The sequence below is a fragment of the Bradyrhizobium erythrophlei genome (assembly GCF_900129425.1).
GTDB classification, from domain to species: Bacteria; Pseudomonadota; Alphaproteobacteria; order Rhizobiales; family Xanthobacteraceae; genus Bradyrhizobium; species Bradyrhizobium erythrophlei_C.
Genome location: NZ_LT670817.1, coordinates 7,710,872 through 7,733,700, shown reverse-complemented (window position 1 = coordinate 7,733,700; position 22,829 = coordinate 7,710,872). Strand labels below are relative to the sequence as shown.

Annotated in this window: 20 protein-coding genes and 1 pseudogene; 10 read left to right on the top strand and 11 right to left on the bottom strand. The window is 58.3% G+C overall.

All coding sequences use genetic code 11. The annotated features are described in order from the left end of the window. Positions 1 to 235: 235 nt before the first annotated feature. The 3 genes from B5527_RS36755 to B5527_RS45860 all read right to left on the bottom strand — a co-directional run bounded on the left by B5527_RS36755 (position 236) and on the right by B5527_RS45860 (position 3,931). Positions 236 to 2,977: a DUF5906 domain-containing protein gene (locus B5527_RS36755; RefSeq protein ID WP_079605848.1), complete on the bottom strand. Its 2,742-nt coding sequence runs from the start codon at positions 2,975 to 2,977 to the stop codon at positions 236 to 238. A 76-nt stretch (positions 2,978 to 3,053) separates the two neighbouring features. Next, the gene (locus tag B5527_RS36750) at positions 3,054 to 3,635 is read right to left on the bottom strand and encodes a bifunctional DNA primase/polymerase (protein WP_079605847.1); all 582 of its coding nucleotides are present in this window, start codon (positions 3,633 to 3,635) and stop codon (positions 3,054 to 3,056) included. Next, positions 3,632 to 3,931, bottom strand: coding sequence for a hypothetical protein (locus B5527_RS45860; RefSeq protein ID WP_197689243.1), 300 nt, complete (start codon positions 3,929 to 3,931; stop codon positions 3,632 to 3,634). Before B5527_RS45860 ends, B5527_RS36750 begins: the two co-directional genes overlap by 4 nt. Before the next feature lie 1,522 nt (positions 3,932 to 5,453). Here B5527_RS45860 and B5527_RS36740 point away from each other — a divergent pair. The 4 genes from B5527_RS36740 to B5527_RS36720 all read left to right on the top strand — a co-directional run bounded on the left by B5527_RS36740 (position 5,454) and on the right by B5527_RS36720 (position 9,108). Continuing rightward, positions 5,454 to 5,963, top strand: coding sequence for a hypothetical protein (locus B5527_RS36740; protein ID WP_154072713.1), 510 nt, complete (start codon positions 5,454 to 5,456; stop codon positions 5,961 to 5,963). Between the two features lie 749 nt (positions 5,964 to 6,712). Beyond that, positions 6,713 to 7,039, top strand: coding sequence for a hypothetical protein (locus B5527_RS36735; RefSeq protein ID WP_154072712.1), 327 nt, complete (start codon positions 6,713 to 6,715; stop codon positions 7,037 to 7,039). Then, positions 7,030 to 7,938 carry a hypothetical protein gene (locus B5527_RS36730; RefSeq protein WP_079605844.1) on the top strand — a complete coding sequence of 303 codons (909 nt, stop codon included), beginning with the start codon at positions 7,030 to 7,032 and terminating at the stop codon, positions 7,936 to 7,938. Before B5527_RS36735 ends, B5527_RS36730 begins: the two co-directional genes overlap by 10 nt. Before the next feature lie 678 nt (positions 7,939 to 8,616). Next, positions 8,617 to 9,108 (top strand): hypothetical protein, encoded by a 492-nt coding sequence (locus B5527_RS36720; RefSeq protein ID WP_079605842.1) that lies wholly within the window; start codon positions 8,617 to 8,619, stop codon positions 9,106 to 9,108. Positions 9,109 to 9,806: 698 nt separating this feature from the next. On the opposite strand, the gene B5527_RS36715 is transcribed toward B5527_RS36720, so the two are convergent. The 6 genes and pseudogenes from B5527_RS36715 to pdhA all read right to left on the bottom strand — a co-directional run bounded on the left by B5527_RS36715 (position 9,807) and on the right by pdhA (position 16,990). Next, on the bottom strand, positions 9,807 to 9,989 hold the full coding sequence (locus B5527_RS36715; RefSeq protein ID WP_079605841.1) for a hypothetical protein: 183 nt from the start codon (positions 9,987 to 9,989) through the stop codon (positions 9,807 to 9,809). Between the two features lie 1,544 nt (positions 9,990 to 11,533). After that, positions 11,534 to 12,295, bottom strand: coding sequence for a slipin family protein (locus tag B5527_RS36705; protein WP_079605839.1), 762 nt, complete (start codon positions 12,293 to 12,295; stop codon positions 11,534 to 11,536). Next, positions 12,292 to 13,689, bottom strand: a complete 1,398-nt coding sequence (locus B5527_RS36700; protein WP_079607794.1) for an NfeD family protein — start codon at positions 13,687 to 13,689, stop codon at positions 12,292 to 12,294. The genes B5527_RS36705 and B5527_RS36700 overlap by 4 nt, the downstream gene beginning before the upstream one ends. Positions 13,690 to 13,832: 143 nt before the next feature. Beyond that, a pseudogene (locus tag B5527_RS36695) lies at positions 13,833 to 14,920 on the bottom strand (dihydrolipoamide acetyltransferase family protein). Between the two features lie 32 nt (positions 14,921 to 14,952). Next, the gene (locus B5527_RS36690; protein ID WP_079607793.1) at positions 14,953 to 15,933 is read right to left on the bottom strand and encodes an alpha-ketoacid dehydrogenase subunit beta; all 981 of its coding nucleotides are present in this window, start codon (positions 15,931 to 15,933) and stop codon (positions 14,953 to 14,955) included. Then, entirely contained in the window at positions 15,926 to 16,990 is a 1,065-nt protein-coding gene (gene pdhA / locus B5527_RS36685) for a pyruvate dehydrogenase (acetyl-transferring) E1 component subunit alpha (RefSeq protein WP_245332394.1), read from the bottom strand. Before pdhA ends, B5527_RS36690 begins: the two co-directional genes overlap by 8 nt. A 211-nt stretch (positions 16,991 to 17,201) precedes the next feature. Between pdhA and B5527_RS36680 the strand changes: the two genes are divergently transcribed. Together B5527_RS36680 and B5527_RS47240 are read left to right on the top strand one after the other, a co-directional pair. Next, the gene (locus B5527_RS36680) at positions 17,202 to 17,420 is read left to right on the top strand and encodes a hypothetical protein (RefSeq protein ID WP_079607792.1); all 219 of its coding nucleotides are present in this window, start codon (positions 17,202 to 17,204) and stop codon (positions 17,418 to 17,420) included. 216 nt (positions 17,421 to 17,636) lie between these two features. Beyond that, a complete protein-coding gene (locus B5527_RS47240; protein ID WP_276329295.1) occupies positions 17,637 to 17,771 on the top strand; it encodes a hypothetical protein in 135 nt (44 codons plus the stop codon). A 27-nt stretch (positions 17,772 to 17,798) separates the two neighbouring features. Here B5527_RS47240 and B5527_RS36675 read toward each other — a convergent pair whose 3' ends face one another. After that, positions 17,799 to 18,023 (bottom strand): dodecin, encoded by a 225-nt coding sequence (locus tag B5527_RS36675; RefSeq protein WP_079607791.1) that lies wholly within the window; start codon positions 18,021 to 18,023, stop codon positions 17,799 to 17,801. A gap of 527 nt (positions 18,024 to 18,550) precedes the next feature. Further along, complete coding sequence (locus tag B5527_RS36670) at positions 18,551 to 19,504, bottom strand: LysR family transcriptional regulator (RefSeq protein WP_079605837.1); 954 nt, start codon at positions 19,502 to 19,504, stop codon at positions 18,551 to 18,553. A 122-nt stretch (positions 19,505 to 19,626) separates the two neighbouring features. Here B5527_RS36670 and B5527_RS36665 point away from each other — a divergent pair, with 122 nt between their 5' ends. The 4 genes from B5527_RS36665 to B5527_RS36650 all read left to right on the top strand — a co-directional run bounded on the left by B5527_RS36665 (position 19,627) and on the right by B5527_RS36650 (position 22,813). Next, positions 19,627 to 20,160 (top strand): phosphonopyruvate decarboxylase, encoded by a 534-nt coding sequence (locus B5527_RS36665; protein ID WP_079605836.1) that lies wholly within the window; start codon positions 19,627 to 19,629, stop codon positions 20,158 to 20,160. Next, positions 20,160 to 20,753 carry a thiamine pyrophosphate-dependent enzyme gene (locus tag B5527_RS36660; RefSeq protein ID WP_079605835.1) on the top strand — a complete coding sequence of 198 codons (594 nt, stop codon included), beginning with the start codon at positions 20,160 to 20,162 and terminating at the stop codon, positions 20,751 to 20,753. The genes B5527_RS36665 and B5527_RS36660 overlap by 1 nt, the downstream gene beginning before the upstream one ends. Positions 20,754 to 20,858: 105 nt before the next feature. Beyond that, a complete protein-coding gene (locus B5527_RS36655; protein WP_079605834.1) occupies positions 20,859 to 21,791 on the top strand; it encodes an amidohydrolase family protein in 933 nt (310 codons plus the stop codon). Between the two features lie 53 nt (positions 21,792 to 21,844). Continuing rightward, the gene (locus B5527_RS36650) at positions 21,845 to 22,813 is read left to right on the top strand and encodes a Bug family tripartite tricarboxylate transporter substrate binding protein (RefSeq protein ID WP_172842773.1); all 969 of its coding nucleotides are present in this window, start codon (positions 21,845 to 21,847) and stop codon (positions 22,811 to 22,813) included. Positions 22,814 to 22,829 lie beyond the last annotated feature (16 nt).

Sequence of the window (22,829 nt, the reverse complement as noted above, 5' to 3'; positions counted from 1 at the left end):
ACGCAAGGTGAATGTTGGTACGACGTAACGCCGAGCGCAAGCCTGTTGAGTAAAGACGCGCAACAGCGGTTAGGAATTAAGTTTAACGCGGCGCACGCTTCCGAGTTTTTTCGCCTTGGCCGTGATTGAGCAAAGGCTTCCTGGAACGTGCGCTGCCGATGACGGTCTAAAACCAAAGTCGGCTATTGGAGCGGGAAGGGGCCTCGCGGAGCTCACCAATTCATTAGCAACGAGATCACATTAGGTCGGCTAAATCGTCGATCTCATCGGCTGACCGGACGGCGCGCCTTATCGCCATCACTTTCGCGGCCCTTCCGGCTTCCCTGATTAGAGCCTCAGCAGCTGTGTATTGAGCGTTGATCGAAAGTTCTTTGCGGGCATAGATGACCTGCCGCTTCCGGTTGACCGCCCACAATCCGTCTTTGCGATCACCCGGGTTACGAACGCTGACGTAACCTGCGCGCTCAAATCGGCCCGGCATGGTTCGCCGGCTCTTCTTGTCGGTAATCATCGAATAGAATTCACCGAACTCCGTCAGGTTCTGTGCTGCCATGGCGGCGACTTGTTCGACGGTCACCGCGTCCAGTTGCTCAAACGGTCTTCCGATCATCGTCAGCAGTGACGATAGCTCACCGTCCTCCGGAGCTTGGTTCGCGCCGACGATTTCCCAGAACGCGCTCGTTTTCGGCGGCGATGCCTTGGGATCAAACGCGGTTACATCGACTCCCCTAAGATAAGCAGCGACGTGAGCGAAACCGTCCTCTTTGTTGTACCAGTCCCAGAGCTTGGTGAAGTAGCCGGCTTCGAAGTCGGCTTCCGTCAGCGGCGACCATGCCACAAAGTGTCGGCGGTCGTCGCCTTTCAGGTAAAGACCATTCGTCTTGTTGTTCGTCGTGATGATGATACAGACAAGGTTCATGATAGAGTAGCGCTTCAGATATTTTTCTTGCACGGTTAGCGTTTCGGGTGGGGATGCCATCAAGGTTTTTGTGCGCTCGTAGAACTGATAGCGATCAATTTTAGATTCCCCCATATCGCGCGCTTCATTGATGCGCAGGATTACAGACTGCAAGAAGCTCGCGTCGAATGCTTCGAACAGCTGCGGCGGATTGCACTCCTGAAAATTCCACGCGCCAATCGCTTCGCGAACGCCAGCGATCAAGGTATCTTTGCCGGTCCCGGGGCCGCCACCCATGACGATGCAGTGGTTGATCTTGACCTCGGGACGCTGGACGCGGTAGGCGAACCAGTTTCGAATGTGTTCCCAGTCGTCAGGGAAGACTTTCTTGAGGTGGTCAAGCCACGGGCCAACCTTGTCTTTGTCGCCATTCTTGTTCGGCAACGGTGGCCGATAGAGATTGAAGCACGAGGTGCCCCGCTCTGAAACCCATGCGCCGTTCGCAATGAGCTTATCTCGTATCAAAGGCGGGGAACCCGGCGCCCATGTAGCTTGCTCAACTCCGCGATTACGCTGGAGCTTGTTGGCTGCCCCTCGTCCAAAGCGACCATTGATGGTGCTCGGCGGCCACATGTCATGGGTTGGGCGGTAAATGAAAGTATTGGTTGGTAGATGGCAGTAGAAGTCCTTTGGCGATGAGCCTGTCGGTATGTCGGTGAAGTCGCCGCCAACATCGCCGCCCTTCCCCTCGTCATCCTCTTGCGGCGGAAGATCGGCAGTCAGATCCTCTGCGGTGAGCTTATACTCCTCGATGAGGTCAGTTGCTTTGGCCATCGCCGATGCAGCCTCCTCCTCAGTGCAACCGTTTGCAACCGTCTTGTCTAGCATCGCGCGGACCTCGCGGACGATGGCGGTGCGTTTCCTGGCCGCCCTGATGCGCTCGCGTTCGGTGGCATCTTTTTGGGCTTTGGCCCTGGCCTTGGCTTCCTCCTCTGACTTTGGTGGCGGCAGCATAAAGTCCGCTTCGTCAGAACCCGCAAAGTCATCGACTGCCGTTGTGTCTTGAGATGCATCGGAAACAAGATCATCTTGCCCGAAGTACAGCAACAGCCTGTCCCATGAAGCGCGCGTGATGCCACTACCCTCGTCGCAGTCGAAACTTTCCCAGCGGGCTTGGATGCTCTCGGTTGACCAACTGTCTTTTCCGTTCGGATCGTTTTGGCACCACTCAATGAAAGCGTAGAGATAATCGGCGCAATCACCCCGCGCCGCTTCGTGAGCGGCCATTGCAAATTGGAGCCAACCCTCGTCGCCGTTTCGATCGTCGAGTCCTTCAGGTCCGCCGGTATAAGGCGTGGCTGCCAGCATGCGTTTGAACAAATCGAGCGGCACGGCTTCGTCCGCAACATCGGCAAGAGGCCGTCGTTCAATAGCTATCACCGGGAAGTCGCGTAGTGTGTATCGTACATTGTTGTATGCAATGACTGTGGCTACAACGTTAGTCTTAGGGTTGATTGAAGACGGCAGCCGAGCGATCCGATTGATATTCTTCACACTGCGGTCACCGAATTCCCCAAATGTGTTTGCGAGGCCGCGCAATACTGCTTCGAAGGAGCGCGTAGCATCACCGTCCCGACCGTCGAAGACGTGGGGGGCCTCAAGTCGCCAGAATGCCCAACAGCCACGACCGCTATCCACGATAAACGTGGGTTCGGGGACGTCGATGGGAAGACCGATCGTAAGTATGAAAAGCATCTCGGCGCGTTCCGACTCTAGGGGCTTACCGTCGCGAGGATCAAGATCGGCCCATACCCACTCGCTTGACAGCATGTCGGCCTTGGTCGTGGTATCGCTGCCTAGTTTAATCGACGCCGGCGAAAAATAGAACTTACAGCCCTTCTGCCCGTCAATCCACCTGCGGGCGGCCGCTATCCATTGCGTGGCGTCGGGCGGAGGATCCCATGTGCGCGTTCCACCCTTTGGCGGTAGCGCATGAATGCGATGCCCGCGGAACGCGCTATCAAAGAGGCGCTGTAATCTGGCGTCGGCGCCGGTAGGGAGGTTGCTAACTTCTGACATGTTACGTGATCCTTTTGGCTTCGGACTTCAACGCTTTTGGTACGAAGCCCGGCAATGAGCCGAGCTTGTTCCTGTCTCAAGCGCCCCCATCCTCCGACCAAGCGAGGATTTCTCCGTCCACACACGAACCAGGCATCACAATCCCCGATCCGTCATCTACTAGGCACTTTTCGCCATACTTGAGGACGTATCCGACCAGACTCTCGGGTACCATCCAAAATTCTCGAGTCCGCACTCCAGACCCGAGCATTCTCACGATTGTAACGGTGATATCTTTCTCAATATTCCGCTCGTTCGCCGTCGCCCTCCTAAGGCGAAGTGTGTGGTTCATGTTCAACCAGAACCACGCGGCATCAGCATCTCCATCCCCGCCCGCGGGGCCGACCTTCGCCTTCATGATTTCGGGCTCGTCGTTGATCGGATCGCGATGAGGGTTTTGGTAGAACTGGTGCGTTCCGCCGGTGGTCACTGTTACAGTGACGGGGCGAAGGCCATGATCGGCAGGGGGCTTGCGCGCTTGGGTAAGATCCACAACGGTGATGCAAGAGCGATCAACTTCGATTGCCCAATTGCAATCGGGAAACTCTTTCGCCCAATGTTTGACCCGCGCCGGGTCGTTGGATCCGATGTGCGCACGCGGTTTCCGATAGCGGGTCATGATATAGACTCCCGCGCTTTGATCGAACCGTCAGCGCCCTCAGCGAGGTTGCCCGCGGCTGACGTCGACAAGTTATACGCGCGAACCTTTGGTGCGGCCTTTTGGTCCGTCTCCCAGCGCTCCAGATCGCTGAGCTTCCAAAACCTGATACCGCCCAAGATGGTCGGTGACGGGAAGCCAGAATCCTTTTGGCGCCTGACAAGCCACATGTGCGAAACGTCGCCGTAGCGTGCACGTACTTGGCGGGCCTTTAGGAACAAAGCTTGTGGGATTTCGACTTGAGTATTGATGGACATGATTCGACCTTCCGTTAGGAAGGCCACCAATCCCGCTCATTGGTTACGAGCGGATGCCATCGTTTTCAATTCGCCGTCGCGCCCGAGGGGGCCGGGGAAAAGCCACCGGGTATAGGCTTCACGTTGCCTATCTCTTGCGGTGGCCCTTGACGCGGGGCCGACGTTCTCTGGAGGGCGCGGTTGACAACTGTCGAGCGTCGCAGGAACAAATGATAAGTAGGTCAGACCGAATAAGTTCAATTGATTTGTGAGAAAATGTTTTAACTCGGAAGGGGCGGCCGAACTATGCCCCCGAGCCCGGCGCGAGACGAAGGCGCCCAAGGACACCTGAGCTTCTCAAGCTATTATTGACGCGGCTGCGGCGGCCTCACTATTTCTTAATTCAGATAAATGCCTGCTAGGTGTTTTCGAACCGAACTCAGCAGGACGAGCAAGAAGCGCACCCTGATGACGATCAGTCGGATCAGTCGGATCAGTCAAATCTCTCTGTCGCTCCTTTCATCTTCTCCGCCCTTGCTCCCTCATTCTCCTTCTTGGAAAATCAACAAAAGCAGGGAGAGCGAGGACATAGAGAAATCACTGATCCGACTGATCTGACTGACTCTAGGGTGGTGATGGCCGCGGTGTTTGCGGTCCTCTCTGGGCTTGGAGTATCGACGCCTCATCGTCCGTTCTCGGTATCCAGATTAAGATAAATAGCATTCGAGGGCGCGTTAACCTTTTTTGTTAACCTTACACGCGCACGCGAGATTTTCCTTAATTCATAGTCTCGGATTCATAAAAACCTAAATTTCCTTGTCATGCGAGCTACCGCCTAATGCCCAATGCGCTCGGGCTGTACCGGCCATCCGCTTCTAGGACACACAGCGCCGGAGAATAAACCGGAATTGAGATTTGGGAGTCCGCGCGTTGTTGTCCCTGCGACGCTCCGTCGCGAAGCTCTTGAAGCCCGTCGCCGCGATCGAGACGGCAAGGTGTATGGGCGCGCGAATTTGCCTTAGCTCTTAAACTCTCCGTCGGGCCTAGGCGAAGGCGGACTATGATCACTTCATATACCCTTGTTCTCAACGGCGCTCGTTCTTATGTGATGTCCCAGCGTATCGAGAGGGGTCGATCCTTTGGATCGATCTCCACCTAAAGTAGCTCCAGCCCAGACCGGAGCTAACTTGGTGGCCAACTACTGGCCAGCCTTACGCGGTCATCGAGAATAGTCTCGGCGGCAAAATACAAATAGGAAGGGATTCCACCATGAGTAAGACTGCAACAGCCAAGAAGGCTGCGACCTCTAAAGCGGTGTTCCAAACTATCGAGGCAATTCGCGCTTGTACCGCGGATGTTCTCACGAGGGCGTGACGACCCGTCCTGCTCCAAAGAAGCCCGCGCCACCTTCGACGAATTGGCGGATTCCGCCCCCATTCTGAGGGCTTCAATACAAGCCCTTAGACTCGTACGAAGCGGATTTTCAGGCGAGCGTTGAGCCGCCCACTTGCTACCTCTTAGCTCGCGGTTCGGAGTATGTGCAATGGAAGATTCAACGATGAGAGAACCCGTCAATCCTCATATTTTGCTCGAAAGGACCCATGAGCCTGACTGCCGGTTTGTCGCGGCTTGGCTCATCAAGGTGGCAGAGGCTCAAGAGTTCTGGTCTGAAGCGCTGACCGACCCTGAGTTTTCGGACCAAATTGGCTTGATTCATGTAATGGCAACCCCTCACCTTGCAGCATTTGGGCTCGAAATCTTGGGAGAATTAGAGCGCTCGCGGCACGTCGCGGCACTTGGTTTGTACTCGGACGAAATTGGACTTTTTTGCAGTGAATTGACACTGCTTGTGCGACTCGGATTCTTCGTGTGTGCGGGGACGAGCTATCACATGACCGTGCCAGACACGATCACGCTTGCAAAGGTGAAGCAGGCGGCTCTAGACAGCTATCAACGGCAGAGGATGAGGGCGATGGCGTCGAGATACTTTTGCCGGAGCGCCTGTTGCATACTCTGCCTCAAGCGGAAGCTGAGGCATGGCGATCTCGATTGATCGCAATGCGCGATTTCAGCACTCACGCTCCTTCTAATCGAAAAATGCACTAGCTTAAAAAACGCACTCGATGTCCTCACCGTAGCCCATGCTGCAGCGATGTCGATTTTGCTAGCGGATCCGTTTCTTCGCAAAGTGGAGCTTCACAGCGCCGGAGAATAAACCGGAATTGAGATTTAGGAGTCCGCGCGTTGCTGTCCCTGCGACACTCCGTCGCGAAGCTCTTGAAGCCCATCGCCGCGATCGAGACGGCAAGGTGTATGCGCGCGCGAATTTGCCTTAGCTCTTAAACTCTCCGTCGGGCCTAGGCGAAGGCGACTATGATCACTTCATATAGTCGCGCAGGCGCGGGCAGAAGGGTGACTTCCACCTTCCAGTCCTACAATAGGCTTGGCAGCCGCTGGTCCATTTCTGGATTCCGAATAAACGGAATTCAGATTTATCAATCAGATTGCTCTCGCAGCTGCGACACTAATTAAACATGCAACTCGATCACGTCGAAACTGTTGAAGTCGACGCCTCGATGTGCAAATACCACGATGCGTAAAAGCTGAAGCACCAAAGACGGTGACTTCTACCAACCTACCTTATGGCCCTCATTCCTTTTCACGGGGCCACGGACGGATCACATCGGCGCAAATGCGGTGTGTGCAAGATGGCAAGGTGTAGACGTGGGCGACCGACTATCTGTCGTCAAAAATCTTTCCCTCACCGGGTCTTTACCGGGGGATAAGTGAAAGGGCATTCCCATGCCAAAGCTTAGTTATGAAGACATGATCGCCCGCCGGATCGATCTTCCGGCCAAGAAGCCTGCGACCTCCAAAGCGGAGTTCCAAACCATCGAAGCCGTCCGCGCTTATACCGCCGGCATTCTGAGGGGCTTCAAACCGGAACTGATTATCCTGGTGCCGTGGAGAATCTTTTTCATCGAAGGTGACAGCTTCGAGCGCCCGATTTCCTCGCAGACCTATACCCATGCGTGGATTGTCTGGCCGGAGCGCAGCAAGCGCGCCGGCAACGAAGAGACCCGGATCGAATGGGCCTCGCAGCATGTGGAGGTGCAACCATGGCATTGAAATCACCCGGCAGCGGACAGCGCGCTCGTGCGAATCCGACAGAGGCGCTGATTCCCGACAACCTCCGCGACTATCGAGACCCGTCTGATCTTCGCTGGAGGGGCGACAAGCCATACATTGGCCTGGGCAACGCCGTGCGCAACAAAATCACAGGGGACCTCCGGACGAGTGTCCGGTGGATGCTCCCCGGCGATCTGCTCGACTGGAGCGGGCTACTGCGATGGGCTGATGCTCACTTTCCTGGTTATGATCCCGATTTAGATCATGGCGTATACGAGGAAGTAGGCGACGCCATAGGCTACTTGATCAAGCATGGATTCCTTCAACGCTGCAATCAAGAGAACCCCGGTTTCATCCGCACTGATAAGCCGCCCCAGGTCGCCTACTCGGTTTTCGGTAACGGGGCGGTCAAGTATCAACTCAAACGGATCGCGGCCGACCGCGAGATGCTACGCGGCGACATCACCGCCGAAGTGGTGAACACCGCATACGCCGAGGGACCGACGCGAGAGCAGTTTCGATTTCTCAATCAACTGGAGCAGTGGGAAAAGCACGGGCTGACCGACGCGGACTTTATGAACCCGTCACCGGAGTTGCTTGCAAAGGTCGAGGCCCGGAACGAGCACTATCGGCTGATCCGAGAAAAGAGCGCTGCGGAGCTGGCGGAAACCAAGCGCTGTCACGCCCTCATCGAGCGACACAAGCAGGCTTACCTGGCGAGCCCCAATACGGACTGGGCGCCGGCGCTCCAGAAGCTCCTGGCGAACAGAGGACTAAGCCTCCCCGCGTATGTACGGCAACAGCGGCGCGAAGATGAGACCTATATAGACGCGCTCGTCCGCGTCCTGGATGGCATCGAGACTAAAACCCAGCAGGAGGAGTCCGCACCATGGGAGTGACAAGCGAAGGTCTCTCCTACGCGGAGACACAGATGAAAAACTATCGTCACCTCGCGTCGCTCGGCTCGCCTTATCACGTCGCGGCGGTGCGCGGCTGGAGCGACGCGGAATCTAAAGCAGTCATTGCGAAGCTCGACGCGGAAAGGAATCGGAACGATGAACGACCGAATTAACGTCCTGACCCCAGGCGGAAGCCTGGTGCAACGTACTGGAGCGCGCACACGTCGAGCTTGTTGGGTCAATCGTCGCGATTGAGCATTGTTGCCTTCACGCGCGCGGGTGGATCATCATATTCTCCGTCGCGGATTTATTTCTAAACCTAAATTCCGTTGTCATGCGAGCTGCTAACCTAATGCCGGCATGCGTTTGAACAGCACTTGCTAAGCGGGCCTACGACACTCATTAAGCACGCCACTCGATTACGTCGCGAAGCTCTTGAAGTCGGCGCCGCAATATGCAGATATGACCATGCGTAAAAGCTGAAGCACCAAAGACGGTGACTTCTACCAACCTACCTTATGGCCCTCATCCCTTTTCACGGGGCCACAGACGGATCACATCGGCGCAAATGCGGTGTGTGCAAGATGGCAAGGTGTAGACGTGGGCGACCGACTATCTGTCGTCAAAAATCTTCCCCTCACCGGGTCTTTACCGGGGGATAAGTGAAAGGGCATCTCCATGCCACAACTGCACACGAAGCTGTCCGAGAGGATGGCCAATAAGCGCCGAGTGAAGCCAGGCAAATTCATGATGGCTTTCGACGATCTGACTAAGATGGTCGATGTTCTCTTCATCGGTCTTGATGGTGAGCACCTTGGTGAAGTCCAAGTAGCGGCCTCTCCGGCAGGTCGCAGAACTGTCGAGAAACTCTTTCCCGAGTACGTTATTCATTGGTTTGATACCTTCGGCTCCGCTCGACCGTTCTTTCCGGACGATTGGAAGACTGTCACTCTCGTGCTTCCCTGTCTGCTTCAAGAGATGGCAGGCATGGGCCTGCAACACAACTTGCCGAAGGATCTGCTCGGACAGGTACCAATCAACGAGCTTTGTCCTGATCAGTTCGCGGCCTTGATGGCGGCCGGGGCCGACGATCAAGGCGTTCGTTCGGCGATGTGGTCTCTGAGCGAAAATAAAATCGAAATCATCGGTGATTCGAGCAAATTCAACTAGAAGAGCTACCCCGAACTGGCGCGATGAATCGGCTTTGGCGGTCGATTACAAAAGATCGTTCGGCTGCCTATTCGGGGAAGGTCCATGTGGCCGAGCGATCATAGCCACGCGCAACAGACGCGACCACGGCAAATTCGTTGAGACGGGTGACGCTGGAGAAACGAAGTCCGGGACGGGATAGCAACCGCCCCGGGCTGATCATCGAATCTCTTGGGAGCGACGCGAAGCTGCCGATTTCATTCTAGCTTGTCGGGTCGTTCTATTGCACAACCGCCAAATCCGAGACTCGCAATGACCGTCACTGACTCCAGAATGACGCGCAGAATTGTCTTCTTTGGTGCTACCGCTTCCCTGATATGCGCGCCCTCGATTATTCGAGCGGCAAGTCTAATGCCGGTACGTACCTTGCAATTAGGGGCTTTGAATCCAGAGGGAGAATTCTACCGAGGTTGCTTTTATCGCTCGCTCGACAGTGACTTGAGGGCGGGCCGCGTCATGACGACTGTGCTTAACAACGGCAAAATAATATCTGTAGCCGAAGCCCACCAAATGGTCGCGCGTGCGCGGGCAAAAGGATGGCTTCCGCCTTACCGTCCTACAATTTAGGCCGCTCACCGAAACGAGTTCTTGTCACACCGAAAGCGGCGAAGGAGAAATCGGCAAGCAAGAATCGCCTGCTTGATCTCTCCCTTTGAGCGTCACGCCTTGGCCATGCCCTCCGGGTTGGCATCGGCCAAAACCGCCGTATAGCATTCGGTCACGATATCGTCGCAGGCGACACCCATCGTCGTATCAAGCTCGACGAGTACATCGACCTTTGCCTCGTACTCGACCTCGGTGGCATTGATTTCGGCTTGGGTTGCGGTGTCTGAATCCACCATGGCCTCAAGCGCACCTTACGCCACTGACAGCATTAACGTTATTTCTTTAGCTTTGTTGTTTACCATGCGAGCCACACATGGCCAGTTAACAACTAAACTTGTCTGCACGTCTTGCGTGCGCGGGGCAACAAGACTGATGTCATCGGACGAGATGGTCCCGGACAATATTTTTCCCGAGGGCGTCTCCAGATTGGACGCCACTAGATGCAGACGCGATGGTTAAGCCGTCAGTTGGCACGCTTCTTGGGGGTCGCTAAAAAGATTCCATAAGGCACATTACGCGAATCTAAATCCCATTTTGACTCACCTCTCCCCTGGCGAGCCCCAAACTGACTTGAGAGCGTGGTTAAGATCGAAGGAGCGTTGCTGCTCTCGATCAGGTCATTCGGCTCGCCTGGAACGAGCTATGGGGTCTTCCCCACATCGAGGCCCTCTCGCAAAAACGCGATGTGCCCTTCGCTGCACTCACTCACCTGAATTTGAGCCTAAATCTAGAAAAATAAAAAAAGCGCTCTAAGAAAAATTTTCATATTGTGGGCGCATGAAATCCATCGAGGCAAAAAAGCGAAAGCGGCTGGCGCGAAGAAAGTCAAATCCGTTTGACCGCGAGGGTTGGCGACGGTTCGTCATGCGCGGCGTTCGCGCAGATCAAGCAGCGCGTGCTCACGTCAGAGCGACTGGTGAGACGCTGCATTAGTGGGACCATACCCGTCGGTATTCGTGTCCAGACCATCAGGAAACATCGCCGGAAGGCCTGAGGCTCGCTCAGCTTAGAAAAGGCTCCTCAGCTCATGCGAGTACTTCGCCCAAAATGCTTCAGCAGAAAATAACATTCGATTTGCGAACGGCGGCTGTTGGCGCAAAGCGGCCGTTCGTACGCAAACAGCATCCCGTGAGCGATAAGGAATAAGTGGAGAGTCTATCGGTTTGAAACAGGCTCGGGAGAGGGCGCTTAGCCGTTCACAGTGGGAAGCCGCGACATCAATGCTTCGGTGGCGTGTGCGAACATCGGGGCATTCGTCGCAGCCGCTTTCATCACCTTCGAGCCGAACGCCGCCGTAGCATCGGTGACCAATCTGACATCATTCCGAATCCGTCGGCGGCTGCGTCGCAGGATGTCGCGCCATATCGCAGAGTTCGGCGGGATGTAGGACGTGGAGGGTTTCGAACATAGTAAGCATTGCTATGCGGCGAGCTGGGGAATCGCCTGTTCGACCAATCGCAAGAATCGGGTGTTACATGTCCGGGATTTGAACCTAATAGCGGACAGTTCAAACGTGCGATGATAGCGCACAAATGGCGGCTTTTGGTGAACTATGCCGATGTCGCCTAGCGAGTTAAGCTGCCCGCCGATACGAAAGCAGGGCTTCCGGGATAGTGGGTATCGCGATGTAGCGCTCCCGCTACCAAATTCTACGATCTTGCCCGCTTTGTTGCGATTTTTTGCGACCCTGCTCGCCCGGTGTTAGGGCCTAGCCCAACAGGGCTTGAGCGGTTCTGATTGAATCAGACGGTTCGTATCCCTTCCGGCAAAACGACCAAAGTCACGTTGACTCGCTCCGCAGACCAAGATGGTCGAACAGATTCATCGGGAGCGGAAAGACCACGGTCGAGGACCGTTCGCCAGCGATGTCATGCAGCGCTTCGAAATAGCGTAGCTGCATCGCCTGCGGCTCCTGGGCGAGGATCCGGCCGGCCTCGACGAGCTTTTCAGCGGCCTGCTGCTCCCCCATCGCATTGATCACTTTGGCGCGTCGCAGTCGTTCCGCCTCGGCCTGCTTGGCGATCGCGCGCACCATGGTTTCGTTGAGATCGACATCCTTGATCTCGATCGCGGTGACCTTGATGCCCCAGACATCGGTCTGCTTATCGAGGATCTCCTGGATGTCGGCGCTTAGCCTGTCACGTTCGGCGAGCATCTCGTCGAGTTCGTGCTTGCCGAGCACCGAGCGAAGCGTGGTTTGCGCGAGCTGGCTGGTCGCGGCCATGTAATCGCCGACCTTTATGATGGAGCGCTCGGGATCGACGATGCGAAAGTAGAGAACGGCGTTGACCTTGACCGAGACGTTGTCGCGCGAAATCACATCCTGGGGCGGCACGACCTGCACCATCACCCTGAGATCGACCTTTACGAGTTGCTGTACGACCGGAATGAGGATGATGAGGCCCGGGCCCTTCACTCCGGTGAAGCGGCCGAGCGTGAAGACGACGCCGCGCTCGTATTCCCGCAGGATGCGAATGGCCTGGGATAGAAATATGATGACGAGCAGCGCAAGCGCTGCATAGGTCAAATAATCAAGCATCATGATGTACCTCCCTCGCCGGTTGGGACCGGCGCGCGCCGCACAACCAGCGTCAGATCGACGATGTTGGCGACTTCAACCACCTCGCCGGGCTTAAAGGCTTCGGTGCCGCGCGCTTGCCAGCGTTCACCATGCGCAAAGACGTGACCTTCATTCTCGGACCAATCGAGGATCTCTGCAGACAGGCCTCGCATGGCTTGCGCGCCGACTCGTACTGGACCGCTGCGAGCGCGTCGAAGCGCGCCGAGCACGACAAGAACAAAGCCAGTGAACAACGCCGCAACGATGCCGATGACCGACCACGACAGTCGGTAGCCAGGCGCTTCGACCCTGAACAGCATGACCGCTCCCAGCACAAAGGCGATGACCCCTCCGAGGCCGATCACGACGGTCGGGTTGAAGGCCTCGATGGCGAGGAGCGCGATCCCGACCAGCATCAAGGCGAGGCCGGCATAGTTGATCGGCAGCAGATTGAGGGCATAGAGGCCAACCAGCAGGCAGATCGTGCCGACGACACCCGGGGCGACCGCGCCGGGGGACATGAATTCGAAGATCAGGCCGTAGATGCCAACCATCAGGAGAATGAACGCGACGTTGGGATCGGTGATGACGGCCAGGAATCGGGAGATCCATCCGGGATCGATGGCTTCGACGAAGGCATCCTTCGTCGCCAGGCGTTGCGTCTTGCCACCAGCAACCTCCACCACGCGACCATCGACCTGCTTGAGCAATTCGGCCGGATCGCGCGCGATGAGGTCGATGACATTTGCCTGCAACGCGCCGTTGGCAGTGAGGGTCGCAGCCTCACGGACCGCCTTCTCGGCCCAGTCGGCATTGCGGCCACGCAGTTCGGCGAGGCTGCGGATGAAGGCGACGGCATCATTCGTCGCCTTTGCCGTCATGGCGTCCTTCGGCTCGGGCTGGCGGTCGCCATCCTTCTTGTCTTTGCTTTCCTTGTCAGGGGTGCCGCTCGGCAGACCCGGTATCGAACCACCGATCTGCACCGGCGTTGCAGCGCCGATGTTGGTGCCTGGCGCCATCACAGCGATATGGGTCGCATAGAGAATGTAGGTGCCGGCGCTCGCCGCATGCGCTCCGGAGGGAGCGACGTAACCGATGACAGGAACGGGTGAAGCGAGCACATCCGTGATGATCTCGCGCATACTGGTGTTGAGACCGCCCGGTGTATTCAGACGCAGAATGACAATCTCGGCGCGTCGTTCGCCTGCCCTGGCCAGGGCGTCCTTCACGTAACTGGCCGACGCAGGTCCGATCGCTCCGTCGATCGAAATAGTCAGTGCAAGACTGCCGCTCTCCTCCGCTAAACCGGGATGGAGGGAGACAACCAGAGCGACGATTGCTATCGCCGCAACGAGGGCCGCCTTTACGGTCTGCACGGCAAGGACTCCCTTGCCGAAAATATGGGGTTCCACTCCGGAACCTCAATGCCCGTGGATAGAGATCAGGAAGTCCCCGTAGGCCGTTGTGCAATGCAATGGCGCGGAAGACCCTTCTTTGGAGCACACGCAAAACAGTTGGGTCACGACATCAGCTCAAGCTCCGACTTGAGTGCGACCAGGAAGCGAGCGGCTTCGCCGCCGGTCACGATGCGATGGTCGAAGGTGAGCGACAACGGCAGCACACGTCTCACCGCAGGCTGGCCCCGATGCGCGACTGCCCGCTGGGAAATCCGCCCCGCTCCTATGATTGCCACCTGCGGTGGCACGATGATCAGATTGGCAAACCGGCCTCCGATCATCCCGAAATTCGACAGCGTAATGGTCGCGCCGCGCAGCTCTTCAGGGGGTATCGAGCGCGCGATCGAGTCAGCCCGCAGGCGGTCGAGGCCGGCCCACAAGTCCGACACGCTGCGCGCTGCGACATTGCGCAACACAGGAACGATGAGGCCGCCCTCGGTATCGACGGCATGCCGAGGTCGACGCGCGCGATGAGGCGCCGTTCTCCCGTGCTGGAATTATACCAGGCATTGAGAGCGGGTTCTGCCTTGCAGGCGGCAGCAATGGCCCGGATCAGGCGGATCGTCACGTCCTCGCCAGTCGGCCAATCGTCGATATCGGCTTCGTCGGTCACGGTGGCGGGGACGATTTGCGCATGGGCTGCTGTCATGCGTTGGGCCATCGCGCGCCGCATGCCTCGCAGGGGCTCCGCGGGACCGGTTTGGGACATACGCTTCGCAGCCCGTTCGACATCGGCCCGTGTGATGGTGCCGCCGGGTCCGGTGGCCTCGACGCTCTCAAGATCGACATCGAGCTTGCGCGCGAGTGCGCGCACAGCCGGAAACACCTGAGGCTGCTGCCTGGTCGGCCGCTCGGAGGAGATTCCTGCCGCGGGTGGATGTTCGCCGCCGCCGAGTTCGCCGACAATTGTGCCGGTGTCCTGTTCGGCGCCTTCGGCAAATTCGACGAGCGGCATGCCGACCTTCACGATATCTCCCTTGGCGCCAAACACGTGGGCGATGCGTCCGCTCGACGGCGACGGTATCTCAACGACCGCCTTGTCGGTCTCGACGGAAACGAGCGGTTGATCGGTGATGACGTGATCGCCTTCGTTGACATACCAGGTGACGATCTCCGCCTCTTCAAGACCTTCTCCTAGATCCGGCAGCATGAAATGGCGCATAGGACAAAGTCCGTTGGGATTCAGCTGAACTGACACACCCTGCGCGCCCCGGTGACGATGCGTTCGACCGAAGGCATATAGTATTGCTCGAGGCGTGCCATCGGGATCACGGCGTCATAGCCGGTGACGCGGGTTACCGGCGCAAGCAGCGAGGACAGACCACGTTCGGCGATAAAGGCTGCGATCTCGGCTCCGAATCCGCCGGTGTGTGCCGCCTCGTGCACGATGAGGCAACGTCCGGTCTTCGCGATCGAACCGAGCACGGTGCTTTCATCATAGGGCTTGAGCGTGGCAAGATCGATGACCTCGGCAGCGATGCCTTCGGCGGAGAGCGCATCGGCCGCGGCCACGGTCTCTTTCAACACCGCGCCCCAACCGATCAGCGTGATGTCGCGACCTTCCCGCAGGACAAAGGCACGATCTAGCGGCAAGGCTTCGCCATCGTCCTGCACCTTGCCTTTTGCCGCGCGGTATAAGCGCGTTGGTTCCAGAAACACCACCGGATCGGGATCGCGGACCGCGGCGAGGAGAAGTCCATAGGCACGTTCCGCCGAAGAAGGGATGACAACGCGCAAGCCAGGAATATGGGTGAGCATCGCCTCGGTGCTTTCGGAATGATGCTCGGGCGCTCGAATTCCAGCCCCATGCGGCGTACGCAGAACCATCGGACAGGTGAGCCGTCCCTGGGTGCGGTTACGCATTCGGGATGCGTGGTTCACCAGTTGATCCAGGCAGGGATAAATAAACCCCATAAACTGGATCTCGCCGACGGGCTTCAGCCCCTGCGCCGCCATGCCCACGCAGAGCCCGCTGATCAGGAGTTCAGCAAGCGGCGTATCGAGGACGCGCTCGGCTCCAAAGCGCTTCTGCAGGCCCGCGGTCGCGCGGAAGACGCCTCCGTTGACGCCAACGTCTTCGCCAAGCACGACCACATCGGGATCGTCCTCCATCGCGCGTCCGAGCGCCAGATTGACGGCTTCCACCAGCGTTACCTCAGGCATCGCGCTCTCCCGCGAGTTCACGGCGCTGTGCGGCATAGACCTCGGGCAGATCGGCGTAGAGGTGATCGAACATGGCTTCCGGACGGCGCGGTGCCGTTGCCAGATAGCGCTCGACCGCCGCCTCGACGCGCTCATGGCACTCGGTGGCGAGCCGCTCTTCGTCTGCTTTGCCCCACATTTTTTGACCCACAAGATAAGCCCTCAAGCGGGCAATCGGCTCTTCCTTCCAATGAGCCTGGACTTCGTCAGCCGAACGATAGCGTGATGCGTCATCGGAGGTTGTATGGTCGCCGAGGCGGTAAGTGACCGCCTCGATGAAACGGGGGCCTTTGCCGTCACGGGCTGCGGCAATAGCCTCTTCGGCAGCGGCGCGCATCGCCACCGCGTCGCTGCCATCGACCTGCTCGCCGGTGAATCCTGCAGCGATAGCTTTCTGCGCCAGCGTTTCGGAACCGGTCTGCAGTCGCAACGGCACCGATATGGCCCATTGATTGTTGGTGGCGACGAACACGACGGGCAATTTGTGCACGCCGGCAAAATTCATCGCTTCGTAGACGTCGCCTTTCGAGGTGGCGCCATCGCCGAACAGGCACACGGCGACATGCGGCTCCTTGCGCAGCTTAAACGCATAGGCGACGCCGGCGGCATGAGGCGCCTGAGATCCCACGGGAACGCAGAATGGAAAATCGTGAAGCGGTCCGGAGAAACAATTGCCCCGTTCGTCCCCGCCCCAAAACAGCAGGATCTCTTCAAGCTTGACGCCGCGCCAAAGCAGCGCGCCATTGTCGCGATAGGAGGGCAACAGCACGTCTTCTTCCCGCATCGCACTGGCTATCCCAACCGATACCGCCTCCTGGCCGAGCGAAACGGCATAAGTCCCAAGCCGGCCGGTGCGCTGCAATGCAACAGCCTTCTTGTCAAAGAGGCGCAGCAGCACCATGGCCCGGTAGAGTGCGATGAGCAGGTTTGCATCGGAGGCGAAGGCGGGGAGCGGCCGAGCTATCGAGCCGTCTGGCGCGAGGTAGTTGCGATGGCGCACCTCAAAGCGCGCGATCACGGGGAGATCTTGGTTTACCCTTCGGCTGGCCACGCGCTCACTCCGGAGCGATTGTACCTTCTATAGCAATTCAGTTGGTGTTTGTGCCGAGTCGATGCAAGACCACGGCGGGTCCGCCTTGATGTGTGCCCAGTTGTTGCTGCACTGCAGGTTTGCGGGGATAGATCCAAACGATCGTGGAAACGAGGCAGCGACTGCGGTATGCGAGAGCATGGCAAATGGTCAGGTTGTCCTGGTCACAACTGAGCCGTTAGGTGGCGGCCCACCGGTTCGCTCGGTCTTTTTCGTGGCCGAAGGAGATTCGGCCAAGGCCGTGGCAATCATTGCGGCCATGATGGCGCCGAATGAAAGAGTTGAGGCGTACGGACCGCTTCCGGAAGTTGCTGTCAAAGCACTCGGATTGAAACCCGGCGACTTCACGCACGGGTGACCGGCGCCCGGCGATACGAAAACAGGGCCTCTGCGATAGTGGGTATCGCGTTGTAGCGCTCCCCCGCTACCAAGTTCGACGATCTTGCTCGCCTGCCTACGATTTCCTGCGATCGCGCCCGATCTTTCGTAGCCCTCGTCAGCACAGAGGGAAAAGTCGGCTCTGCGAGCCATGATCCTATTGGATGCGGGCCAGCGTGTGTCGGGCCGGAGGATAATGGCAGGCGCCAAACAGCGCAATCCTGGCGGCCGCCGCACCGGCAAGCGCGAAGCGGGCACGCTCCTTCACCGCGCCGGAACCGAATGCGAGAACGACAGGGACAATCGCGCCGGCGCCGGTTTAACGATCTGAGATCCACTTGTGCTTTCCCCGCTAAAGCTACTCCTCTAGTGTGAATCCAACTCGCAAAGTGACCTGATAATGTCGGACAGAGTCTTTTTCGATATGGCCTCTCGTTTGCACGACTTCGAACCATTTCATTTCGCGAATGGTCTTTGATGCGCGGGTGATGGCATTTTGAATGGCATCCTCGATACTTTTTTCGGAAGATCCTACGAGTTCTAGGATCTTATAAACGTGATCCTTCATTTCGGTGACTGGCATGGCGAACCTCCGCTGGTGAGCCAGGTCTATTCTGAACGAGTTCTGCCCTCTCGAGTTCCGCTGCTTCTGCGAGGGAAGCTGGCGCGGACCGCAGGGATCGAACTCTACATCTTCGGAATAGCCGCAAGGGGTCAAAAGCGCCGACGGCGGAAGGCCCGGTTTTGGCGCGAAGCGGCCGTTCATGCGCCACGTGGCTGAAACAACGCATCGACGCCTGCAGGGTCCCAGATAGGGCGGAGCCATGAGTCGCCCGGCTTCGACTCAAGGCCCTGGTCATTGGTCGGGCGGGGAATTGGGCGGCGCACATCGATGGTCTTGAAGGTGGCTATCACGAGCGCCCAGGGAGCCTCTGGGTCGCGTTCGATTACTCGCAGGCAATCGAGGGCGGATGCTTTTCGCATTCGTCCACAGAGTGTTGGTCGTGGGACATCGGGCGACGACCGAGATGCTGCGGCCCCGCGGAATGATGATCCGGCTCTGGGACAGCCGATAGCTGCTCTGTTCGATGGCGTTCCGGTGGCGATCCCTCATGCTGGCGACAAATATTGCTTATCGGCCAGCCAATCTGCATCAGGCCACAGGCCCTCTGCCACGGTCGTTCTAATCAGCGTGAACAGCGCCTCGCTCAACGCGTGGATCTGCGCGGAGGTATGGCGGCCGGCGCGTCTGGCCAGTACGATCTTCCGGCAAAGAACGGAATCGGCGATTGGGGAAGCGCTCAACCTGCCTTGCGCCAAATCCAGATAAATCGCGGCGCTCGGCAGCAGGGTAAATCCTTGGCCTTGAATCACCAGATCCTTCTGCACGCTCATCGCATTGGTCTGCGCCGACACGACGAATTTCATTCCGGCCATCGCACAGGCATGCTCAAAGAGGACGCGCAGCCCATGAGGGGGCGTGGGTAAAATGAGGCGATGGTTGACGACCTCTTGAAGCGAAATCGGTATGTCGGCCCGCAAGCCGGCCTGGCTGGGACCAACCAAATAGAGCCTTTCCTCCAATAGCATTTGGACTGCAAGCGCAGTGGAAGGCCTGATATCGTATAGCAGTGCAACATCGGCTTCGCCGTTATCCAGCCATTGCCGCAAATGCCCGGCGTAACCCACGGTTACGTTGACCTGAAGATACGGGTGCAACTCCTTCAAACGGCAAACCAAGGGCGCCGCCAACAGATCGCTGGTGCTCGGTAACAGCCCCACTGAAACAAGTCCGGTCAATGCACCCGGTTTTGGTCGAATTTCGTCGCGAGCCTGATCGAGTTCGCGAAGCACGCGTCGCGCGCGGTCGATCAGAATGGAGCCAGCTTCGGTCGGTTCCATGCCGTGGCGGCCGCGATGAAACAGCCGCGTGCCGAGGTCTTCCTCCAGCAGACGCAGTTGACGCGAAACTGCTGGCTGCACGATGTGCAGCACCTCGGACGCCCGCGTGACGCTCCCGGTCTCCGCGATCGTCAAGAACGCCCGCAATTGCTTGAAATCCATCGGCTCTCCGCATGGGCGCGCGCAGCCATGCCCAAAGGAGATAGTTAGATCAGAAATTGCTATTATGGAAGCTCAGCCATCACAGATTAAGATGATGACAGGTAAAGCTAGGGATTGTGGCGATGCGTGGCGAAGTTAAACCTCTGGCGTGGCAGGAGGAAATTTATTCAATCCTCAGGGCGGGGCAGGTGAAGCAGATCGCTTACGTGCCGGACGCCGGGCACTCTCATGTGATCCGCAGCGCGATCGCCGACCCCGAGATGCGCGCGGTAGTGCTGACAACCGAAGAAGAAGGTGTGGCGTCGGTGTGTGGAGCTTGGCTTGGCGGCGAACGCGCGGTTCTTTTGATGCAGAGCAGCGGCGTCGGCAACTGCATTAACATGCTTTCTCTGGTGCAAAATTGCCGCTTTCCGTTCCTCACCATCGTGACCATGCGCGGCGAATGGGCCGAGTTCAATCCGTGGCAGGTTCCGATGGGCAAGGCGACGGCGGCCTCGCTGGAACTGATGGGAATTACGGTGTTGCGCGCTGAACGGACTCAGGAAGTACGCGACACCGTGCAAGCCGGCTTCGATCTGGCTTTCGGCAGTGAGCAACCCGTGGCCGTGCTGCTTTCGCAGGGGCTAATCGGACGCAAGAACTGGGAGGCAAAGTGATGGAGGTCGCACAACAAGGAACCATCGATCGGCGCCTCTTCGTCTCCAAACTGGTTGCGGAGTGCCGCGAGGCGCTGATCGTCACCGGACTGGGCTCGACCTCATACGACGTGTTCGCCGCGGGCGACGACGCGCGCAATTTTTATCTCTGGGGCGCGATGGGCGGAGCCGCGGCCCTGGGGCTGGGGTTGGCGATTGCCCAACCGCAAAAGTCCGTTTTGGTGATCACCGGGGATGGCGAACAACTGATGGGCCTCGGCGCCATGGCGACCATTGGTGTTCAGCGCCTGGCTAACCTGTCGCTGGTCGTGATCGACAATGGGCATTTCGGTGAGACGGGGATGCAACGCAGCCATTCTGGTCTCGGCACCCGGCTGACAGACATCGCGCGGGGTTGCAATTTTGACGACGTGACTGAGGTGACCGAGATGGCCGGTATTCCGAAGCTTGCCGAGCGCGTCAACGCGCGGGCCGGCAGCACCTTTGCGCAGGTGCGGGTGAGTGCCGTCGAAACGATAAAGGCTCTGCCGCCGCGCGATGGCGTCTTCGTCAAGAACCGTTTCCGCGAGGCGTTGGGGTTCCGGCCCATCTGATCGCTTTTCCGGCGGCGTTGCGGTCGCCGGATCAGTCTGAATTCGCGGCAAACAGATCAACCTGCCGCCGCCAACAATAAAAAACTACGTTGCAGGGAACGCTTCATGAGCAGTGCTCATCCTCACCAAGATCAGGACAGCGCACCGGCATGCCCAGGGCCTGATCCGCAGCCGCGTGCACCCACCTCCTTCGAGGTACCGACCGGTGCGGTCGATACCCACGCGCATGTGATCGGCCTGCCGCCCTACTATCCGTTCGTCGCGGCGCGCTCATACACGCCGCCTGAGGCGAAGCCGGCAAAATATCTCGAAATGCTCGATGCCATCGGGATGACCTATGGCGTGCTGATCCAGGTCAGCGTACATGGAACGGACGATCGCCTGATGCGTGAGACGTTGCGCGCTAACCAGCAGCGTCTGCGCGGCATCAGCGTGCTGCCGCTCGGTCTTCCTGCCTCGGACTACGACAAGGCCGCGTCGAGTGGAGTCGTTGGATTGCGCCTCAACGTACTCTATGGCGGTGGTATCGGCTATCAGGACCTCGACGAATTCGAAGCGCTGGCGCGCGACATGAACTGGCATCTGCAGTTTCTGCTCGATGTGCGCGAATTGCCGGACCTGGCGCCGCGGCTGTCGCGGCTGAAGGTACCGTTCATCATCGACCATATGGGACATTTTCCCGCAACCCTCGGCGGCCAGACGCCCGGTTTCCAGACGCTGATCGGATTGGTTCGCGACGGCGGTTGGGTCAAACTGTCCGGCGCCTATCGCTTGGCCGAAGCGCCCCCTTACAGCGAAACGATCCCGCTGGCGCGCGCGTTGGCCGAAGCGGCCCCCGGTCGCTGCGTCTGGGGCTCCGATTGGCCGCACGTCGCTCATTGGAGTTCGATCATCAATGTCGGCGATCTGCTCGATACGCTGGCGATGTGGGTTCCCGACGAGACGTTGCGAAACCGCATTCTGGTTGACAACCCGCAAAGGCTATATGGGTTTCGAGCATCGAGTGACGGCGTCAACGACAAGGTGATGAGATCATGAGCCGAGATATTGCAAAAATTTCCTGGCCGACTTCGGCGGCATCGCGTCGATGGATGCCGAGCTTCGCCTCTGCCATAGTGCTCACGCTGGCGTTCAGCGCCTACGCTAGTTACGTAAAAGCAGAGGAATTTCCCGAGCGCCCGGTACAAATGATCGTTTCGGTCGGTGCCGGAGGCAGCACCGACACCTTAATGCGCGCACTGGTGCAATACGCCGCGCCGCTACTGGGGCAACCCATCGTCATCATTAACCGTCCCGGTGCCAGCGGAATGATCGGCGTAGCGCAAGTTAAGCAGGCGAAGCCCGATGGCTATACAATTGGCGGCACATGGAGCGGTCCTTTGACGATGGCGCCGCATGTCAACATGCCCGACTATAAGCCGGGCGATTACACGATCGTCGCCATGGTGAGCGAGGCTCCCGGGGTGCTTTGTGTTTCCAAGGGTTTTCCGGCCAACAACGGACGCGAACTGCTCGACGAATTGCGCCGAAATCCTGATAAATACACTTACGGGGCAGACGGCATCGGTGGTTTCGTCCAATTCGCCACCGAGCGCGTCTTCGCTGCCGCGCATGTCAAGGCACGGATGATTCCGTTCTCGGGAGCCGATCAGACCGTGACGGCGTTTTTATCAGGCACCATCAGCATTTATGGCGGCGCGATCATGTCGGTGCTGCCCTATGTGCAGCAGGGAACCGCCAAATGCCTGCTGGTGACCGCGGCATCGCGTTACTCGGTGCTGCCAAACGTCGACAGCCTCAGCGATGTGGGTCTGGCGGACACGCAGACATTGCTGTGGCGAGCGGTGATTGCGCCGGCGGGGGTGCCGGCCGATCGACTGGCTAAGTTGAAAGAGGTGTTCAGCAAGGCCGCGCAAGATCCGGAATTCCAGAAGATCGCATTGGTGCGGGGCGAGCAACCCTGGACCGTCGATACCGCCAATATCGACAAATATGTCCGCGACGAATACGCAACGATGGGCACCTTGGCGGATGCCCTCAAATTGACCACGCTGAACTGAAATCATTTCGGTTTTC

Excerpts from the sequence above, each read along its gene's own strand:
- B5527_RS36755 (WP_079605848.1), bottom strand. The coding sequence starts at position 2,977 with ATGTCAGAAGTTAGCAACCTCCCTACCGGCGCCGACGCCAGATTACAG.
- B5527_RS36750 (WP_079605847.1), bottom strand. The coding sequence starts at position 3,635 with ATGACCCGCTATCGGAAACCGCGTGCGCACATCGGATCCAACGACCCG.
- B5527_RS45860 (WP_197689243.1), bottom strand. The coding sequence starts at position 3,931 with ATGTCCATCAATACTCAAGTCGAAATCCCACAAGCTTTGTTCCTAAAG.
- B5527_RS36740 (WP_154072713.1), top strand. The coding sequence starts at position 5,454 with ATGGAAGATTCAACGATGAGAGAACCCGTCAATCCTCATATTTTGCTC.
- B5527_RS36735 (WP_154072712.1), top strand. The coding sequence starts at position 6,713 with ATGCCAAAGCTTAGTTATGAAGACATGATCGCCCGCCGGATCGATCTT.
- B5527_RS36730 (WP_079605844.1), top strand. The coding sequence starts at position 7,030 with ATGGCATTGAAATCACCCGGCAGCGGACAGCGCGCTCGTGCGAATCCG.
- B5527_RS36720 (WP_079605842.1), top strand. The coding sequence starts at position 8,617 with ATGCCACAACTGCACACGAAGCTGTCCGAGAGGATGGCCAATAAGCGC.
- B5527_RS36715 (WP_079605841.1), bottom strand. The coding sequence starts at position 9,989 with ATGGTGGATTCAGACACCGCAACCCAAGCCGAAATCAATGCCACCGAG.
- B5527_RS36705 (WP_079605839.1), bottom strand. The coding sequence starts at position 12,295 with ATGATGCTTGATTATTTGACCTATGCAGCGCTTGCGCTGCTCGTCATC.
- B5527_RS36690 (WP_079607793.1), bottom strand. The coding sequence starts at position 15,933 with ATGCCTGAGGTAACGCTGGTGGAAGCCGTCAATCTGGCGCTCGGACGC.
- B5527_RS36680 (WP_079607792.1), top strand. The coding sequence starts at position 17,202 with ATGGCAAATGGTCAGGTTGTCCTGGTCACAACTGAGCCGTTAGGTGGC.
- B5527_RS47240 (WP_276329295.1), top strand. The coding sequence starts at position 17,637 with ATGGCAGGCGCCAAACAGCGCAATCCTGGCGGCCGCCGCACCGGCAAG.
- B5527_RS36675 (WP_079607791.1), bottom strand. The coding sequence starts at position 18,023 with ATGCCAGTCACCGAAATGAAGGATCACGTTTATAAGATCCTAGAACTC.
- B5527_RS36670 (WP_079605837.1), bottom strand. The coding sequence starts at position 19,504 with ATGGATTTCAAGCAATTGCGGGCGTTCTTGACGATCGCGGAGACCGGG.
- B5527_RS36665 (WP_079605836.1), top strand. The coding sequence starts at position 19,627 with ATGCGTGGCGAAGTTAAACCTCTGGCGTGGCAGGAGGAAATTTATTCA.
- B5527_RS36660 (WP_079605835.1), top strand. The coding sequence starts at position 20,160 with ATGGAGGTCGCACAACAAGGAACCATCGATCGGCGCCTCTTCGTCTCC.
- B5527_RS36655 (WP_079605834.1), top strand. The coding sequence starts at position 20,859 with ATGAGCAGTGCTCATCCTCACCAAGATCAGGACAGCGCACCGGCATGC.
- B5527_RS36650 (WP_172842773.1), top strand. The coding sequence starts at position 21,845 with ATGCCGAGCTTCGCCTCTGCCATAGTGCTCACGCTGGCGTTCAGCGCC.